13 protein-coding genes are annotated in these 18,776 nt (G+C 41.3%); 10 read left to right on the plus strand and 3 right to left on the minus strand.

Annotation, left to right across the window (positions count from 1 at the left end):
• The first annotated feature begins 77 nt into the window (after nucleotides 1-77).
• From A1QC_RS11610 to feoB, 3 genes are all read left to right on the plus strand, one after another.
• Nucleotides 78-3,587 (plus strand): helix-turn-helix domain-containing protein, encoded by a 3,510-nt coding sequence (locus A1QC_RS11610; RefSeq protein WP_017025991.1) that lies wholly within the window; start codon nucleotides 78-80, stop codon nucleotides 3,585-3,587.
• A gap of 786 nt (nucleotides 3,588-4,373) precedes the next feature.
• Nucleotides 4,374-4,604: a FeoA family protein gene (locus A1QC_RS11615; protein ID WP_017025992.1), complete on the plus strand. Its 231-nt coding sequence runs from the start codon at nucleotides 4,374-4,376 to the stop codon at nucleotides 4,602-4,604.
• Nucleotides 4,601-6,889 carry a Fe(2+) transporter permease subunit FeoB gene (gene feoB / locus A1QC_RS11620; protein WP_017025993.1) on the plus strand — a complete coding sequence of 763 codons (2,289 nt, stop codon included), beginning with the start codon at nucleotides 4,601-4,603 and terminating at the stop codon, nucleotides 6,887-6,889. Before A1QC_RS11615 ends, feoB begins: the two co-directional genes overlap by 4 nt.
• Before the next feature lie 117 nt (nucleotides 6,890-7,006).
• On the opposite strand, the gene A1QC_RS11625 is transcribed toward feoB, so the two are convergent.
• Nucleotides 7,007-7,438 carry an HIT family protein gene (locus A1QC_RS11625; protein ID WP_017025994.1) on the minus strand — a complete coding sequence of 144 codons (432 nt, stop codon included), beginning with the start codon at nucleotides 7,436-7,438 and terminating at the stop codon, nucleotides 7,007-7,009.
• Nucleotides 7,439-7,564: 126 nt separating this feature from the next.
• Nucleotides 7,565-9,298, minus strand: a complete 1,734-nt coding sequence (argS, locus tag A1QC_RS11630; RefSeq protein ID WP_017025995.1) for an arginine--tRNA ligase — start codon at nucleotides 9,296-9,298, stop codon at nucleotides 7,565-7,567.
• 234 nt (nucleotides 9,299-9,532) lie between these two features.
• Between argS and A1QC_RS11635 the strand changes: the two genes are divergently transcribed.
• Complete coding sequence (locus tag A1QC_RS11635) at nucleotides 9,533-10,126, plus strand: VOC family protein (protein WP_017025996.1); 594 nt, start codon at nucleotides 9,533-9,535, stop codon at nucleotides 10,124-10,126.
• 82 nt (nucleotides 10,127-10,208) lie between these two features.
• Here the strand turns inward: A1QC_RS11635 and purU are convergent, their stop codons facing one another.
• Nucleotides 10,209-11,051 (minus strand): formyltetrahydrofolate deformylase, encoded by an 843-nt coding sequence (gene purU, locus A1QC_RS11640; protein ID WP_017025997.1) that lies wholly within the window; start codon nucleotides 11,049-11,051, stop codon nucleotides 10,209-10,211.
• Between the two features lie 319 nt (nucleotides 11,052-11,370).
• Here purU and A1QC_RS11645 point away from each other — a divergent pair, with 319 nt between their 5' ends.
• The 6 genes from A1QC_RS11645 to rnd all read left to right on the plus strand — a co-directional run bounded on the left by A1QC_RS11645 (nucleotide 11,371) and on the right by rnd (nucleotide 18,774).
• Nucleotides 11,371-13,311, plus strand: coding sequence for an ATP-dependent DNA helicase (locus tag A1QC_RS11645; RefSeq protein ID WP_017025998.1), 1,941 nt, complete (start codon nucleotides 11,371-11,373; stop codon nucleotides 13,309-13,311).
• Between the two features lie 26 nt (nucleotides 13,312-13,337).
• Nucleotides 13,338-14,069, plus strand: a complete 732-nt coding sequence (gene tsaB / locus A1QC_RS11650) for a tRNA (adenosine(37)-N6)-threonylcarbamoyltransferase complex dimerization subunit type 1 TsaB (RefSeq protein ID WP_017025999.1) — start codon at nucleotides 13,338-13,340, stop codon at nucleotides 14,067-14,069.
• 131 nt (nucleotides 14,070-14,200) lie between these two features.
• On the plus strand, nucleotides 14,201-14,794 hold the full coding sequence (locus A1QC_RS11655; protein WP_017026000.1) for a Slp family lipoprotein: 594 nt from the start codon (nucleotides 14,201-14,203) through the stop codon (nucleotides 14,792-14,794).
• Nucleotides 14,794-15,672: an alpha/beta fold hydrolase gene (locus A1QC_RS11660; protein WP_017026001.1), complete on the plus strand. Its 879-nt coding sequence runs from the start codon at nucleotides 14,794-14,796 to the stop codon at nucleotides 15,670-15,672. Before A1QC_RS11655 ends, A1QC_RS11660 begins: the two co-directional genes overlap by 1 nt.
• A 164-nt stretch (nucleotides 15,673-15,836) precedes the next feature.
• Nucleotides 15,837-17,543, plus strand: a complete 1,707-nt coding sequence (fadD, locus tag A1QC_RS11665; RefSeq protein ID WP_017026002.1) for a long-chain-fatty-acid--CoA ligase FadD — start codon at nucleotides 15,837-15,839, stop codon at nucleotides 17,541-17,543.
• A 112-nt stretch (nucleotides 17,544-17,655) separates the two neighbouring features.
• Nucleotides 17,656-18,774, plus strand: coding sequence for a ribonuclease D (gene rnd / locus A1QC_RS11670; RefSeq protein WP_017026003.1), 1,119 nt, complete (start codon nucleotides 17,656-17,658; stop codon nucleotides 18,772-18,774).
• Nucleotides 18,775-18,776 lie beyond the last annotated feature (2 nt).

Here is an 18,776-nt window from a genome sequence, read left to right on the forward strand (position 1 = left end):
GCAAAATATCTATTATAATAAAGACATCTCATGCCATAATTCTGGCAATAATGACTACTGAAATTTAAGGCTTGCTTGTGATCTCGCGTATAGTGCGATGTTTAATCTTGGTGATGGTTTCAATTTCTGCTTATGCAGTAGAAACCGATTCCATTTATTACTCTTTGCCTAGTCAAAACCAAGGTCACTTTCTCACAGCCAAAAAACTGTTTGCCAACCCTAATGGTGGTGTCTGGGTTCAAGATATTTATAACCATATTCATTTCTACGATGGGCAGCATCTGTTACCCAAATCCAGCAGTATATTAGATATCAACCCGGAGCAAGTGACTTATTTAGAGGGGGATTTCTGGTACTTCCAAAATAACCATTTATATCGAAAAGCCCCATCAGGAAAGAAGCGCTTGGTATTTAGCTTACCGAGTAACAGTAAATTTAAAAAAATGGGTCAATCGAATGGGTTATTGTGGCTTTATTCTGCACACTTTTTCCATAGTGTTGATCCTAAAACCGGTAAGACGATTTCTTATCCCATTCAACGTATTACCCAAGGTTCCATTGATGAAAATACTGTTATTCAAGGTGCGGTTTTTTATGATTCTCGTTGGTTAATTTCGACAAAAACGTCACTTTATTATTTAAGCCGTAATGGCGTTAAACGTGCAACGCCAGACTCGTTTTCCAATATCAGTCAGCTTGTTCTTGATAAAAAGCACCGTCAGTTATTAGTGGGTACCGATCAGCACCTATTTCGTCTTGATTTGAATAAGCATCCACTGCAACGTCAAACACTGGCGAAAGGTCAAGTGCAAGCCGTATTGGTTACCGATGATGGTTATTGGATAGGGACTAGGAAAGGGTTATATATGTATTCTTTTGAAACCCAAACACTGTCCAGTATTCAGGCTAATTATCAAGATGATTACGCCTTATCGAATAATACAATTTTAGCCTTAGCGTCGGACAACAAAAGCGGAATATGGATAGCCACCACTAAAGGCGTTAACTATTACTCGACAGTGAGTACGGTGTTTAATCGTATACGATTTGGTGATGGTGCTACAACACTATTGCCGTACAGCCACATTAATCAACTGCAAATAGTTAATGACGGAACCATTTGGATAGCGACTAATCTGGGGCTATTTAGCGCCATGCCTAAAGAAAAGAATGGGCGCAATAAAATTAAAAAAGTGGTCGATGGCAATACGGTGAATCTAAGAGTAAACGAGGGGTTGGTTTGGTTTACTCAAGGTGATCGATTATTCAAGTTAGATGCTGCTACAAATCAAATTGAAGAGATGAATCAAGATGCTAAATGGTATGGCAATAAGATCACTCATCTTGCAATCACAGAACATGGCACGATATGGCTTTCTACTGGAAAAGGGCTGTACCGCTATTTTCCCAATCAACGGAAAGGCCAAGATTTTGGTAAAAGTTGGATGGTCGATAAGTATGGCCCGTCCGATATTACTGAGCTCTACACAGGAAAAAATGGTGCGATATGGGTCGGAACCGAACATGGTGTCTATGAATATAAAAATAGGGAAGTTATTTTTGATGCCAATAGTGTTGGGTATGGAACGACAACAAGTATTAGCGAATTTAATGGCGAAACTTTATGGACAGCAAACAGTTATGGTGTACGGGCGTTAAATTTAAAGAATAGAGTTTCAATCGAAGTACCTTTACGAAATCGTACTAGCGTGCCTTTATGTGTCGCCGCTTCTCAATACGGCACTTGGATGACTACCTCTAAAGGGTTGAGTTTTTATAATGATGATACGCGACTGACCAAACATTATTCTGCGCCACTTGGCGTGGTGACCAATGAGTTCTTGCCTGATTTGTGTGCATTGTCTCCTAATGGAGAGCACTTAGCATTAGGCAGTAAGTTAGGCGTGGTTTCAGCATCCACTCAACGTTTGCATGCGCAAGATATTCCAGCCAATACTGTGTTGATAGGTGAGGTTCAGGCAAACCGTTCTGTGATTGCTGTGGCACCATTATCAGATCAATCTCTTTCCATTGATTATGGCCAATCGCTTACTCTTTCATTTGGTATTTTACCTGACTTTGATACTCCTCATTTACAGTATCGGCTAGTCGGGGGACAGGATGAATCGTGGATCGCTTATAAAGGATCGCAGCTTACTTTTGATCACTTAGATCCAGGTAAATATACCCTTGAACTGAAAACATCATCTCAGATCGGTAGTAATCAAAAAGGAACACAACTGTTTTTTGTGGTGAACAAACCTTGGTATTTATTACCTTGGGTAGTCACTTTATTTGCAGTGATGCTTTTAGCGGTAATCATTAGCATTATTGCTTGGCGTTCTCGCATTATGGTTCGTTCGAACTTTCACCTACGACGATTAATTAATTTAAAAACACAACAGCTCAAGCATCAAAGCCAATTGCTCATTACTACGAATATGCAATTACGCAAGCAAGCTCAAACTCGGCAAATTCTTGTAAAAGAAATGGCAGGAAAAGCGAAACAAGCGGTAGAGGGATTCCAACTGCAAGTTCAGCCACCTTCGAATGAATTTAAGATAAAACATGCGGAGCAACTTTCAAGTCATGCATTGGACCAACTGGAGCAAATTTTAGCCTTACATTCTAGCAAAGCTAAGGAAAATACATTTTTAGATGGTCAGGTTGTTTCTTTGGTTATACATACGGTCGTGCAGGGATGGAAAGCCGATATTGATAAAGCGGGCGTGTATCTTGAGGTCGAGGATTTAACCGCAGGGTGTACGGTAAAAGTGAAGCACTTTAACTTAGACTCTGTGATTAATACTCTTATTGCCAGTGCCTTGATTCGCTCCGCCAGCAATCAAACGATCTATTTATGCGCCAAGCTGCTGGATAATGAATTACAGATTAATATCGAAGATACCGGTAATGGTTTAACGGAAGAAGAAATACTTGAGTTTGAAGCCCATGAATATGGTTTGGATGCGCATACACCCGTCTACAACCTATCAGATACGTCATTATCTGCTATTGCTCACATGGTTACGCAAAGTGGTGGCAGATTCGATTTTAGAACGAATCGTATTTGTCACACCACAGAGCTATCGGTTTCTTGGCCAGTGGATGCTTGTCAAGAGAGCAAAGGAATACAACGTCCGGTATCATTGATTGGTACGAATCAAAGCATAGCTTCTCTTGAAAATGAGAGTGGAATACCAGAAGAATGTGAGGGCTCACTTACTTTGTGTGTTAATACTGGTGAAGAGATTGCAGAGCAAGATGCTTGGTTGAATAAAGTGTATGGTTTGGTCGAGAAACATTATCCTAATCCAGATTTTGGTACCAGTTCAGCCGCTAAGTTGCTTTTTGTTTCTGAGCGTAGTTTGCAGCGGAAATTCAAATCGCTCACCAAAGGTTCATTTATGGACTATGTAATCAAAGTCCGTCTAGAGCATGCATGTGAACGTTTGATGTCTGGCCAGAAAATTGCTGATATTGCTTTTGAAACTGGGTTTAATGACCCTTCTTACTTCAGCCAGCGATTTAAGCATCACTTTGGACTATCACCCAGTAAGTTTATTGAAAACGCTTCTAACGAATGATTATCTTCGCCTTAGCCAACCTTAGGCAGGTGTGGCTTGGTGGTACACTTCATTGGTCTTTGTCATTTACCCCTTAAATCATTTCTATTGACTGTTTTCTACCAACCAATCGTTCAATTAACTAATTTACCTATCTCTATTCTCTTTTCGTTATACCCGAAGAGGGCTTCTGAATGCCTGTTAGCTTACTGATGCCTAATCTATTGGACGATACTCAATGGTAGCTTGAAATAAGTGACAAGATGAAGGTATGGATGGGTTTCGCCGCTCTAAAAGTCAAAAAGCGCACTGCCTAAACAGTGCGCTCTTATCAAGAATAAAAAAAATCGTGACACAACCGGGGGGATCATGTCACGGGTGCCAACGACACCTTCGCTTGCTGCCAGAGTGTATTGGTGAACAATACACATCAGGAATAAAAACTTAGATACTTGCTATCGATAGGATTATTTATAGCGCGATTGAGCTTATTTTTCGTATCAAAATAACGACAACATTCCATGACAATTGCGACATTTTTTAGAGTTGATTTAATGTTGTTAAAAATCAGCTACTTACTGTGGTGTGTGTTTGTTGGCTGTGACATTTATATAAATCTTCATTGAAGTTATTGACGTTTTTAACAATGTGCTTTGATAAAGAAAATGACGTTTTTAACGTTAATAAATAAGAATTACTCTCAAAGAGAAGCTTTCATTGATCTAACACAAAAAACTTACTGACATTAAGGTTATGATAAGTAAAATAGTAATAGTTATCATTAATAGTCTGGTTTGGTGTTTTGGCATGAAGTTAAATGAACTAAAGAATGGGCAATCAGCACGAATAGTGACATTGTCTGCGCTCTCTAGCGATATTCGTAAAAAGCTGATGATCATGGGAATGCTGCCAAACACGGCAGTGAAATTAATTCGTAAAGCACCAATGGGCGATCCTTTGCAAGTTGAGGTGAGAGGCGTTTCCTTAGCCATTCGAGGTAAAGTGGCTGAAGCCATTGAGATAGAGATTGATGCATGAGCTTTAATATCCTAACCGTAGGTAACCCAAACAGCGGAAAAACAACCTTATTTAATGGTTTAACCGGTGCTAAACAACATGTTGGCAACTGGGCTGGTGTCACTGTAGAAAAGAAGACTGGTTTTTTTGAGTATCGTGATACGCAATTTAATTTAACCGATTTACCGGGCATTTATTCGCTCGACAGTGCCAATGATGCTAACAGTATTGATGAGTCGATTGCTTCTTCTGCCATTTCTTCCATGCCGGCAGATTTAATCATTAACGTTGTGGATGCCACCAGCTTAGAAAGAAGCTTATATATGACACTTCAGCTTCGTGAGCTTGGTCGTCCAATGATCATTGTGCTGAATAAGCTAGATGCATTGCATCGTGAGCGCCAAGAAATTGATGTGAAAGCCTTACAAGCAGAATTAGGGTGCCCAGTCTTTATCCTCTCGGCAATTAACTTAAAGCAAGTCGCTAAGTTTAAAGATGATTTACTCCAAGTATTACAGCATCCACAACCCATTGACGGATTGACGCTTGATTATGGTGACAAGATAGAAAATAGCATTGAATCATTGAATGCTATTTGGTCTAAAGACAGCATTATTTTACCTCGCGCTATGTCTATCCGTGCATTAGAACAAGACTCATTGGTCGTCGATAATTTAAGTGATACTGATAAGGCATTTTGTGACCAAACGGTTCAGCGATTAAATGCCGAATTGGATTTAGATTTAGCCATTACCAATACCAAATACAATTATTTACATCAGCTTTGCCATAAAGTCAGAATTATTGATTCAAGCTTGAGTAAGAACTTTACTGAAAAACTCGATCAAGTGGTGTTAAATAAATGGCTCGGTATTCCGATCTTTTTTGCCATCATGTATTTAATGTTTATGTTTTCGATAAACATTGGTAGTGCTTTTATTGATTTCTTTGATATTGGTGTAGGTGCGTTGCTTGTCGATGGTGGTCATCACCTGCTTGATGGGCATTTACCTGTATGGTTAGTGACAGTGCTTGCCGATGGGTTAGGCGGCGGTATTCAAACCGTTGCTACCTTCATTCCTGTGATTGCTTGCTTGTATCTTTTCTTATCTTTATTGGAAAGCTCGGGTTATATGGCTCGTGCGGCTTTTGTGCTTGATAAAGTGATGCAAAAGATTGGCCTACCGGGTAAAGCTTTTGTGCCGTTAATTCTTGGTTTTGGTTGTAATGTGCCTGCTATCATGGCGACACGTACTATGGATCAAGAACGTGAACGTAAGCTTTCCGCTGCGATGGCTCCATTCATGTCATGTGGTGCTCGTTTACCGGTATATACCTTATTTGCCGCTGCGTTCTTCCCACATGATGGGCAAAATGTGGTGTTTTCTTTATACTTACTCGGGATTTTGGCTGCTGTATTTACAGGGCTTATTCTAAAAAATACCTTGTATCCAGGTAAAAGCAGCAGCTTTATCATGGAAATCCCCGATTATGAAATACCCACCATTCGCAATATTGGGTTGAAAACATGGCAAAAACTGAAACGTTTCGTATTGGGTGCAGGTAAAACCATTGTGATTGTGGTAGCCATTTTAAGTTTCTTAAACTCCTTAGGCACCGATGGCACATTTGGTAATGAAGACAGTAAAAACTCAGTCTTATCAAAAGTGGCACAAGTGGCGACGCCAGTATTTGCCCCAATGGGGATTGAACAAGATAACTGGCCAGCGACTGTGGGCATTATTACCGGTATTTTTGCCAAAGAAGCCGTTGTTGGTACACTCAATAATTTGTATTCTGATCCTGCCGATGACGCGGCAGAGTTTAATTTAACCAGTAGTTTGAAAGAGGCCCTACAAAGTATTCCTGATAACCTAGCTGCGTTGAGCTTTTCTGATCCATTAGGCATTGAAGTCGGTAACTTAGCTGATTCCAATGCGGCAGCAGCAGAGCAAGGGGTTAGCTCGGGAATTTTTGGCAATTTACAAGCTTACTTTGTGACAGGTGGTGCAGCATTTGCTTACTTAGTCTTTATTCTATTGTACACGCCATGTGTTGCAGCAATGGGAGCTTATGCTCGTGAGTTCGGTGCCAAGTTTGCACGTTTCATTGGTGTATGGACGATGTTCCTTGCCTATGCTTCCGCAACCATTTACTACCAAGCAAGTAGCTTTAGCGCACACCCAGTGACAAGTAGTGCTTGGATTATTGGCATGGTGGTCATTATGTTGGCGGTCTATGTGCGCTTAAAACAAATTGGCTTAAAAGAGCAAAAGCTACGTATCGATATTGTTAATATCACGTAGATTTCATTGAGTGTGCTGAAATAAAATAGCTTAAAATTTTGCCCAGATTGCTAAGCGATCTGGGCATTTTTATTACGTCTCTTTATCTATTCATTTTAAAAAGTCAGCGAGAACCGATCACTTTGTGGTAAAAATTGAGCTTTTTTCGGTTAATGCTTGGCGTAATTGAGCTAACACTACATTGGTTTCTTGTTGATTTCTGGCTTTACCTTGGGTATTTCCCCAAACTGGATTTGGCCAAGCGACATCGGTTTCAAAACGAGGAATATGGTGAATATGCAATTGCGGCACCATATTGCCAAGTGCACCTAGATTGAGTTTTTTTGGTTGATACAGCAGCTCTAAGCTTTCAAATACCGCTTGTGACTCGAATAAGAATTGTTGTTGTTCGGCCATTGGCAAGTGGTGAAGTTCTTGGAGATCGGCAATCTTTGGCACTAAAATCACCCAAGGGCCAATGTCTTCTTTATGCAATAGTGCTAAGCAAAGCGGAAATTCGCCAATGACATCGGTATCAGCTTCAAGTTGAGGGTGTAGAGTAAAGCTCATAAGGCAACCTTATTGTTTGGTGATTGGGTATCTACTTAAGTTGCTTAGGTAGAGACTTAAGTGGATAAAAAAATCCCTTCGAGTTTTACGCCGAAGGGATGAGTGTTTATCTCAGTGTCGATAACATTACATGCGTTCTAACGTTTCAATACCTAACAAGTCTAAACCTTGTTTAATGGTTTTTGCCGTTAGCGCAGCAAGCTTCAAGCGGCTTTGTTTCAGCGCTTCATCTTCCGCGTTTAGAATTGGGCATGCTTCATAGAAGCTAGAAAACTGACCCGCCAATTCAAATAAGTAGCTACACATTAGGTGTGGCTGACCTTCACGAGCAACTGAGCTTACCGCTTCATCAAATTGTAGTAGCTTAGAAATCAGCGCTTGTTCTTTTTCATCCCCAACCGTGATCTCACCAGCTAGGCTATTCATGTCAATGCCCGCTTTAGCGAAAATAGACGCGACACGGGTATAAGCATATTGCATGTAAGGCGCAGTGTTGCCTTCAAATGCTAGCATATTGTCCCAATCAAAAATGTAATCGGTCGTGCGGTGCTTAGATAAATCAGAATATTTCACGGCAGCCATGGCAACAGTGTTAGCAATATTGGCTTTTTCTTCTTCAGCAAGTTCTGGGTTTTTAGATTCAATTAACTTTTGAGCACGCTCTGTTGCTTCATCTAATAAGTCCGCTAAACGAACCGTCCCGCCAGCACGAGTCTTAAATGGACGACCATCTTTACCTAGCATCATACCAAACGCGTGGTGTTCAAGTGATACTGACTCTGGAACATAACCGGCTTTACGAACAATGGTCCAAGCTTGCATTAAGTGCTGGTGTTGACGTGAATCGATGAAATACAACACGCGATCTGCACCAAGCGTTTCGTAGCGGTATTTCGCACAGGCAATGTCGGTTGTGGTGTATAGGTAGCCACCATCGCGTTTTTGTACGATAACCCCCATAGGGTCGCCATCTTTGTTTTTGTATTCATCAAGGAAAACAACTTGTGCGCCTTCACTTTCAACGGCTAAGCCTTTTTCTTTTAAGTCAGCAACGATAACAGACAGCATATCGTTATACATGCTTTCACCCATCACATCGTCACGAGTTAATGAGACGTTTAGACGGTCGTAGTTGCGTTGGTTTTGGATCATGGTGACATCCACCAATTTCTTCCACATTTTCGCGCAATGTTCATCGCCGCCTTGCAGTTTTACTACGTAGCCACGAGCACGTTCAGCGAAGGCTTCATCTTCATCGTACAGCTTTTTCGATTCACGGTAGAAGCCTTCAAGATCGGCGAGTTCCATTGATACTTCGCCTTGCTCTTTTTCAACACGCTCAAGGTTAGCAATCAACATACCAAACTGCGTACCCCAATCACCAATATGGTTGGCACGGATCACTTTATGGCCTAAAAATTCTAAAGTACGAACAACGGCATCACCAATGATGGTTGAACGTAAGTGGCCGACGTGCATTTCTTTAGCCACATTTGGCGCAGAGTAATCGGCAACGATAGTTTGTTGTTCTTGGGTCGCAATACCTAAACGTTCGTCAGCAAGAGCGGCAGATGCTTGCTTGGCAAGGAAGATAGGATCTAGGAAGATATTGATAAAGCCTGGGCCAGCAATTTCAGTTTTCAGTGCAATGCCATCAAGATCTAATACATCAATCACTTTTTGGGCAAATTCACGCGGATTCATACCCAGTTTTTTCGCAACACCCATAACACCGTTTGCTTGGTAATCACCAAATTGAGCTTTTGCTGATGGTCGTACCGCAGCAGGGCTTCCAGCTGGTGCGCCAGCGGCTTCTAGAGCTTTCGATACTTTGTCGTTAATAAGTGCTGCAATATTCACACGCGCTTCCTATAAGTTAGGTATGATCTGGTGGCTAATAAGCCATTGCTCATCAACCCGTCATAAATTTTTGATTAGAAAATGTGATCCATGATACCAATATTTATCTAGGGTTGAAAAACCTAATCTTCAATTTCCTAATATTTTCTTATATATGTTGGCTTCACTGCCGGTTTAATTCTTTTTGTTATACACTTAGCCCCTATTTTTGCGGTTTTAATAGGGGCTTTATTTATGCATTCATCATCATTAGGATCTTTATCACCACAGGCTTTACGTTCGCAGTTTGTGGATTTTTGGCATCAAATTGAACAGTTTGCTCAAATCTTAGGGATAGAGACGAAAACGTTGATCGCCGATCATATTGCAATGCGAATTAATGATTGGGCATTAACCGAACAAGTGCATCAAGCATGGTTGGATGAAGGCAAGCAATTATCCAATGCCATGATCAATGGTCGCCCGATCATTGTGATTGAGTTAACTAAGCCACTGATTATTAAAAATCAAAAGATCGATTGCTTAGAATTACCCTACCCAAGTGATAAAACGTACCCGCAACAAGGCTGGGAGCATGTTGAATTTGTGGTAGAAAGTGCGGCTAACAGTGTTGATGAATTTGTTGAAGACGTAAAACGTGTTTTTCCAAAACTGGCGCAATGCTGGGATCAATTAGGAAAGCAAGGAATTAAAGTAAAGCTTTCAAGCCCAAAAGGGGAAGGGGAGAGATTGGCAAATCCAACCGTCGCTTTTAAGAAAGATGGGCGGTGTATTAAATTACACCCACATACACTGAAAACCGTTATTGCGAGCGAGCAATCTAATTAACCTCAGGTTTAGACAACGAGGCACCCCACTTTCACATTCCGTAAATGATCAGAGATAAAAGTGAAGTGCCCAACCTGTGGTGTTACAAAATTACCGTTTTATTACCGTAAACAAATACGTGATCATTGACCACTTTGCTTAAAGCTTTACTCAATACGTTCTTTTCAACATCACGGCCAGCTTGCGCCATATCTGCTGCACTGAAGTTATGATCAACAGGGATAACATCTTGCTTAATGATTGGCCCTTCATCGAGATCGTTGGTCACGAAGTGCGCGGTCGCGCCAATAATTTTCACACCACGATCAAACGCTTGCTGATAAGGTTTTGCACCAATAAAAGCAGGTAAGAAGCTGTGATGAATATTGATGATCTTATGTGGGAACTGAGCCACAAAATTAGGCGTTAATACGCGCATGTATTTGGCTAAAACCACATAACGAGGATCGTAAGAATGAATCACGTCTAGCATTTTTTCTTCATGCTCTTCGCGGCTTAAACCTTCATGTGAAATGTAGTGATAAGGAATATCAAAACGTTCGGTTAAGGTTTGCAGTTTATCGTAATTACCCACAACGGCGGCGATCTCAACATCTAAGCTGCCATCATAAGCTTTCATTAAAATGTCGCCTAAGCAATGTGCTTCTTTGGTGACCATGATGACGATTTTTTTACGTGAGGAACTGATCAAAGAACGCTTACTGCTTGCTGGTAGCGCTAAATCCAAATCGGCTAATAAAGCTTGGTCATTGAATGTGCCTTCAAGCTCGGTTCTCATAAAGAAATGGCCACTGGCATTATCAACAAATTCGTTGTTGTGAATAATATTTAGCTGATGTTTAAAACAGATATTGGTAATTTTAGCGATTAAACCATGTTCATCACTGCAATGCGTCAGCAGCGTTTTTCTTTCTACGTTTTCCATACTCAATCCAAAAAGTGGCAATACCTAATAACGACAATACCAAATAGTAACAATTTCGAACGGCAGATGGGTTTGATATAAGACCATCCATCACCATTCGAATAAAAATTTCACCTAGCTATCAAACGAGAAGTGGCATGAATAGCCTGTCAGGGTTTGATAAACAAAAGTAGCCGAACAATTTAACGGTCAGTTAACCAATTGGCAAGTGGATAAAAGCTTTTAATGATACATCGGAAAAGATAAGGCAATTCCACTGATTGAATAAAACTGACATAATCGACGATTCTCTATAACGATATTGGGTAATTGCCACGCCATGATCAGCAAAACTTTCTCTTCATCGGGTGCGCTTGGTAAAGCCATTCCTGGTTTTCAAGCTAGGCAACCTCAAATCGATATGGCTGAAGCGGTACAAAAAGCCATTACAAATCAAGAACAATTAGTGGTGGAAGCAGGGACTGGAACAGGGAAAACCTTTGCTTATCTCGTGCCTGCGTTATTGAGTGGTAAAAAAGTCATTATCAGTACTGGCTCTAAGAACTTGCAAGAGCAACTTTTTCATCGTGATTTGCCATTAATGGTCAACGCACTTGGCTTTATGGGGAACGTGGCTCTACTAAAAGGGCGCTCCAACTATTTGTGTTTAGACCGTTTAAGTCGCCAGTTAGTAGAAAGTCACACTATCGAAGCGGATCCAGAACTATTAAGTCAATTGGTTAAAGTCCGTTCTTGGTCTTCTGAAAATAAAACAGGAGATCTTGGTGAGTGCGACGCGATTGCCGAAGACTCACCGGTTATCAGCAACATCACTTCAACGAATGATAATTGCTTAGGGAAAGAATGCCCCAGTTATCAAGATTGTTTTGTATTGAAAGCGCGTCGTAAAGCTATGGATGCCGATGTGGTGGTGGTTAACCATCATTTATTTCTTGCCGATTTAGCCATTAAAGAAACGGGGTTTGGTGAATTGATCCCAGAGGCCGATGTCTTTATTTTTGATGAGGCTCATCAGTTGCCTGATATTGCCAGTCAGTATTTTGGACAATCGATTTCAAGTCGGCAAATCCAAGAACTCGCCAAAGACATCGAAATTGGTTATCGCACTGAAGCCAAAGACATGCGTCAGTTGCAAAAAATAGCAGTAAAATTAAGCCAAACCTTTATGGATTTGCGCATTACCTTGGGGGACATCAGTTCACAAGGTTCCCGCTATTCAGATAAAGGCATGCGTGGTAACTGGCGTGAGGTTGTGAAATCTCCGCAAGTGATGAAAGACATTGAGCGTTTACATGAAGCCTTAGATTTAGCTTTAGAAGTATTGAAATTAGCGTTAGGTCGAAGTGAATTACTTGATGCCGCTTACGAGCGTACCCACATGATAAAAAGCCGCTTAACGCGGGTGTGTGACGTGACGATCACTGGTTATTCTTATTGGTTTGAATGTTCTCCGCGTCATTTTAGTTTGCATATTACGCCATTGTCAGTGTCCGATAAATTTAAAGAGCAAATTGAATTAAAGCAGGGCAGTTGGATTTTTACTTCCGCTACGTTAGCGGTAAAAGATAACTTCAAACATTTTACTGATCGCTTAGGAATTAATCCCACACAGCAATTTACCTTACCAAGCCCATTTGATTACCAAGCTCAAGCACTACTTTGTGTACCTCGATATTTGCCCGAGCCAAATAGCATAGGAATGGCTGAAAAATTAGCCGAAATGTTATCGCCGGTGATCATTGCTAACCAAGGCCGATGTTTTTTCTTATGCACCTCACACCAAATGATGAGAAAGCTCGCCGATTTATTTCGAGAACAATTAGACTTACCGATTTTAGTGCAAGGTGAAACCAGCAAACAAAAACTGTTGAATGAATTTATCGAATTAGGTAATGCGGTGCTGGTGGCGACAGGTGCTTTTTGGGAAGGGATAGATGTTAGAGGCGACACATTAAGCTGTGTTATCATCGACAAATTACCGTTTACTGCACCGGATGATCCGCTTTTAAAAGCTCGAATTGAAGATTGCCGACTAAAGCAAGGTGATGCATTTTCCGAAGTGCAATTACCGGAAGCTGTCATTACCTTAAAGCAAGGGGTGGGGCGATTAATTCGAGATCAAAAAGATAAAGGAGCGTTGATCATTTGCGATAACCGTTTAGTAACACGAGACTACGGAGGCACTTTTTTACAAAGTTTGCCACCAATACCAAGAACGCGCGACCTAAGCAAAGTGTCAGCGTTTTTACTGAACCAATAATTGAATAAACCTAGCTTGAGGCTGTAATGAGCGCAAAAATTCTTGCCTTAGATACATCAACAGAAAATTGCTCTGTTGCATTGATGATCAATGATCAAATTTTCACGCGTAGCGAAGTGGCACCACGAGATCACACCAAAAAGATTCTGCCAATGGTCGATGAAGTTCTCAAAGAAGCCGGTATTACCTTGCATGATCTGGATGCATTAGCGTTTGGGCGTGGACCGGGTAGCTTTACTGGTGTACGTATTGGTATTGGCATTGCTCAGGGGTTATCGTTTGGTGCAGAGCTGCCGATGATTGGCATTTCAACTTTAGCTGCGATGGCGCAAGGTTGCTATCGAGCCAATCAAAGCGAGCATGTTGTGGCGGCGATTGATGCCCGAATGAGCGAGATTTACTGGGCGCAATATACCCGCCAAGAAAACGGTGAATGGACAACGGTAATGATTAGCAATGCGGAAGATTCAACGAGCCAAGGTGAATGTGTGATCCCACCACAAGAACTCGCGGCTAATTTATCAGCATCAGAAGGTCTTTGGACACAAGCAGGAACGGGATGGGCCGCTTATCAAGAAGCGCTGTCTCAATTGCCATTAACGATGCAGCCAAGCGAAGTGTTATACCCAGAAGCACAAGACATTGCGGTGTTAGCCCAAATTGAGTGGCGCAAAGGCAATACCGTTGATGCTGAGCAAGCTAGCCCAACCTATTTACGCGATAAAGTGACTTGGAAGAAATTACCCGGTCGAGAGTAAGCGGAACTGATAAAAAACCAGAGTGTCTGACTTTTATACCCAAGTGAATTCTGCATTTTGAAGCCGCTTGGGTGTATCGCCTAATCACTTCGGGTGTAGACGATCTGTTTAACCTCATAAAAGGATAAACCATGAAACGTTTATTGTTGATAGCCTTAACCTTCCTTGGCTTAACAGCTTGTTCTACTTTGCCCGAGGAATTGAACGCCCACACCACAGATGCACCGATCACCAATTACCAACAATGGGAAAGTGTTTCCTCTGATCCAACAAAAGCTGCTCCAGAAAAAGATGTGCGTTTAGGCGGCATCATCACTCAAATTACCAATCAAAAAGAGAAAACTCGGATTGAAATTGCCAATTTACCGATTTCAAGTACCGGTAAGCCCGATATTAATCAAAAACCGGAAGGTCGATTTGTCGCTTATGTTGATGGATTTTTAGATCCAGTGAACTACGCCAAAGGCCGTTTGATTACCGTGGTTGGTAAAACATTACCACCAGAAAAAGGTAAAGTGGGTGACTATGAGTATACTTTCCCTGTGATGAATTCGTATGGCCAACGTTTATGGGTGATCCAAGAAAATACCTATATTTCTCGTGATTATTACTGGCGAGGTGGTTGTGGGCGAGGCGCTTACCGTTGTCGTGGATATGGATATGGATATGGAGCTTACCCTGTTTATGCCCCTGTTCGAGTCGATACCGTTAAAGAAGTGAAATAATGTTAAAAGAACGAGACTTTCAGTTGTCGAATATTCGTTTATCGGCACTCGAAAATGGACATGAGAGTGGGGCAGAAGCGACTCTGATTTTTGTTCATGGTTGGCTTGATAATGCGGGTAGTTTTCAAACCATTATGGATTCTATTGTCAACCAGGCAGAACGATTGAATTGGTATTGTCTCGCGATTGATCTTCCCGGTCACGGTTTGTCTGAACATCGAAGTCGGGACAATTATTACCCATTTCACGACTATATCTCCGATCTTCATGAATTATTAACTAAAATTGACATAAAAAACCTGATTTTAGTAGGGCATTCTCTTGGTGCTTTAATCGCAAGTTGTTATAGTGCCGCCTTTCCTGAAAAGGTTCAGGGATTAATTCAAATTGAAGGGCTTGGGCCGTTAACCGAAAATGCAGATGAAACGGTCGCGCGTTTACGCAAAGGCATATTAAGTCGTCAGCGGATGGCAGCAAAGCCAATTCGCCGTTACGCAACTCGCCATGATGCTTGCTTGCATCGAATGCACGGCAACCAACTCACTGCCACTCAGCTCAAGCCGATTATTGAGCGAGGCACGTATCAGGATGATGAGTATTGGTATTGGCGCTATGATCCTAAGCTCACTTGTGGCTCACTATATCGAATGACAGAAGCGCAAGGATTAGCTTATTTATCGGCCATTGAATGTTCAAGCTTATTAATTCTTGGTGATAGAGGTTTTCCTCAATTAGCCAAGGCAAATGAAAGAAAAGAAATGCTAATGCAATGTGAAGAGGTTACCGTCAATGGAGGTCATCATTGTCATATTGAATCGGTACAGCAAGTGAGTGAATTAATCGTGACCTTTGTCCGAAAGCAACTCACAAAAATGTGATTTGATTACAAATGTTTAGTTGTAATTCTCGGTAACATATTTGTGGTTTAAAAGAACAAATAAACATAATGCAAATACATTGGTGAAACTTGTCCAACTCAACGAAAACATATTGAGTAAAAGAAGGGATAAGCATACAGATGTCTTTAATTAAGGAAATTATAGTGGAAAAAGTATGGCTAAAGCGTTACCCAGAAGACGTGCCGGAAACTATCGATCCCGACCAATACTCATCGTTAGTCGAAATGTTTGAACAATCGGTACAAAAATTTGCTGATCAGCCTGCTTTTATGAATATGGGCTCGGTAATGACTTACCGCAAGCTAGAAGAACGCAGTCGTGCGTTTGCCGCTTACTTACAAAATGACCTGAAGCTGAAAAAAGGTGATCGTGTTGCGTTAATGATGCCTAACGTTTTGCAATACCCAATCGCTTTGTTTGGTATTTTACGCGCCGGTATGATCGCCGTTAACGTTAACCCACTGTATACGCCACGAGAGCTAGAACATCAGTTAAATGATGCCGATGCAAAAGCAATTGTTATCGTGTCTAATTTTGCGCATACCCTTGAAAAAGTTGTAAACAACACTTCAATTAAGCACGTTATTCTTACCAGTTTGGGTGAAATGTTACCCAAAGTAAAAGGCACCATTGTCGATTTTGTGGTGAAGTATGTGAAAGGCATGGTGCCTAAATATGATCTGCCAGGGGCAATTTCTTTTCGTAAATCCCTGCAACGTGGACGACGTTTACAGTATGTGAAGCCGTTTATCGAAGGTGATGATATTGCCTTCTTACAATATACTGGTGGAACAACGGGCGTAGCTAAAGGCGCTATTTTGTCACACCGCAATATGGTTGCGAATGTTCTGCAAGCTAAAGGGGCTTACGGTTCATTTTTGCGTGATGGGCGTGAAGTGATAGTCACCGCCTTGCCTTTGTATCACGTATTTGCATTAACCATTAACTGCTTGTTGTTCATCGAAATTGGTGCTCGAAACTTATTGATCACCAACCCAAGAGACATCCCAACTTTTGTAAAAGAACTGCAAAAAGTGCCTTTTACCGCAATGACGGGTGTAAATACCTTGTTCAATGCGCTAGTCAATAATGAAGACTTTAAAGAACTAGACTTTAGTCACTTACGCTTTTCTGTCGGTGGCGGTATGGCCGTTCAACGAGCAGTAGCAGACAAGTGGCTGAAAATCACCAAATGTTATTTACTTGAAGGCTACGGTTTAACCGAGTGTTCTCCATTGGTTGCTGCTTACCCATACGATCTGAAAGAATACAATGGCTCAATTGGTCTTGCGATGCCTTCGACGGATGTTCGTATTGTCGATGACGAAGGTAACGTATTAGATTACGACCAAACGGGTGAGCTACAAGTTCGTGGGCCACAAGTGATGGAAGGTTACTGGAAGCGCGCTGAAGCAACCAAAGAAATTTTAACTCAAGATGGCTGGTTATCTACAGGGGATATCGTCCGTTTTGATGAAGATGGCTTCATGTTCATTGTCGATCGCAAGAAAGATATGATCTTAGTATCTGGCTTCAACGTATACCCTAACGAGATTGAAGATGTGGTTGCCCTACATGATAAAGTCTTGGAAGTTGCCGCGATTGGTCAGCCACATGAAACATCTGGTGAAGTGGTTAAAATCTATGTTGTTAAGAATGACAGCAGCTTAACCAAAGAAGAATTGATTGCTCATTGCCGCCAGCACCTAACTGGGTATAAAATCCCGAAAATTGTTGAGTTCCGAGAAGAGTTACCGAAAAGTAATGTTGGTAAAATTCTGCGCCGTGAACTCAGAGAAGAGAATATCGCGAATCTTTCAAAGAAATCCGCGGATAAGCAAAGTGCTTAATTGGAATCGAGCGTCGTGATATAACGACAACAAATGATCAAACATTTAAAATGCCAGACGTTATCTCTAGATAATTGAGAGACCTATCTGGCATTTTTATTTAAGGAATGACGTGAATTACACCATCATCAAAGATACACAAACATTAGCCCAAGTGTGTGAAAAAGCACGCCTAGCGGATGTGATTATGCTAGACACGGAGTTTGTCCGTACGCGTACCTACCACCCTCAATTAGGCTTGATCCAGTTATTTGATGGTGAACAATTGGTGTTAATCGACCCGCTTGAAATCGATGACATGGATGCATTTTCTGAATTATTGAAAGATCAATCTGTGATGAAAATCTTACATGCTTGCGGTGAAGATTTAGAAGTCTTTCAACACTCTTTTGGTTGTATTCCAAACCCAATGATTGACACGCAATTAATGGCGGCTTTTCTAGGACATGGATTATCGACTGGTTTTGCTTCTTTGGTGAATGAGTACTTGTCGGTTGAATTGGATAAAAGTGAATCACGCGCTGATTGGCTGGCTCGACCATTAACCGACAAGCAGCTTGATTACGCCGCAGCCGATGTGTACTACTTACTGCCGCTTTATCAGCAATTGCTAGCAAAAGTAGAAGATAAAGGTTGGTTAACTGCAGTTCAGCAAGAATCAAATCTTTTGATTAGCAAACGTTTGAAAACGAGTGATCCAGAGCTAGCTTACTTAGATATAAAAGGAGCATGGACACTTGACCCAGAGCAACTTGCAATTTTAAAAGTGATTGCTAAATGGCGTTTATTAGAAGCTCAGAAGCGAGATTTAGCGCTAAATTTTGTCGTGAAAGAAGCCAATGTACTAGAGATTTGTCGTCTTAAAATGGCCAGTTTAAAGCAGATGAATGAAGCAGGGTTTGATCACCGAGAAATTCGCCGTCATGGTAATACCTTGATTGAGATGGTCAAGCAAGGACTAGACACACCACAAAGTGAATGGCCGGATAAAATTACCCGTTTAATGGATAATCCAGCTTACAAACAATTGTTCAAACGTTTGAAAGATGAAGTGAAAACGGTGTCTGAAACGACTGGTTTAGCGACGGAGTTTTTAGCATCGAAAAAGCAACTGAACCAATTCATTACATGGGTTTGGATGCGAAATCGTAGCGAGGAAAAATTACCGGATGTTATGCGCGACTGGCGTAAAAACATTTTAGGTGATGTGTTGAATGGGAAAATGGACTAACG

Source organism: Vibrio rumoiensis 1S-45 (assembly GCF_000286955.2).
Classification (GTDB): domain Bacteria; phylum Pseudomonadota; class Gammaproteobacteria; order Enterobacterales; family Vibrionaceae; genus Vibrio; species Vibrio rumoiensis_A.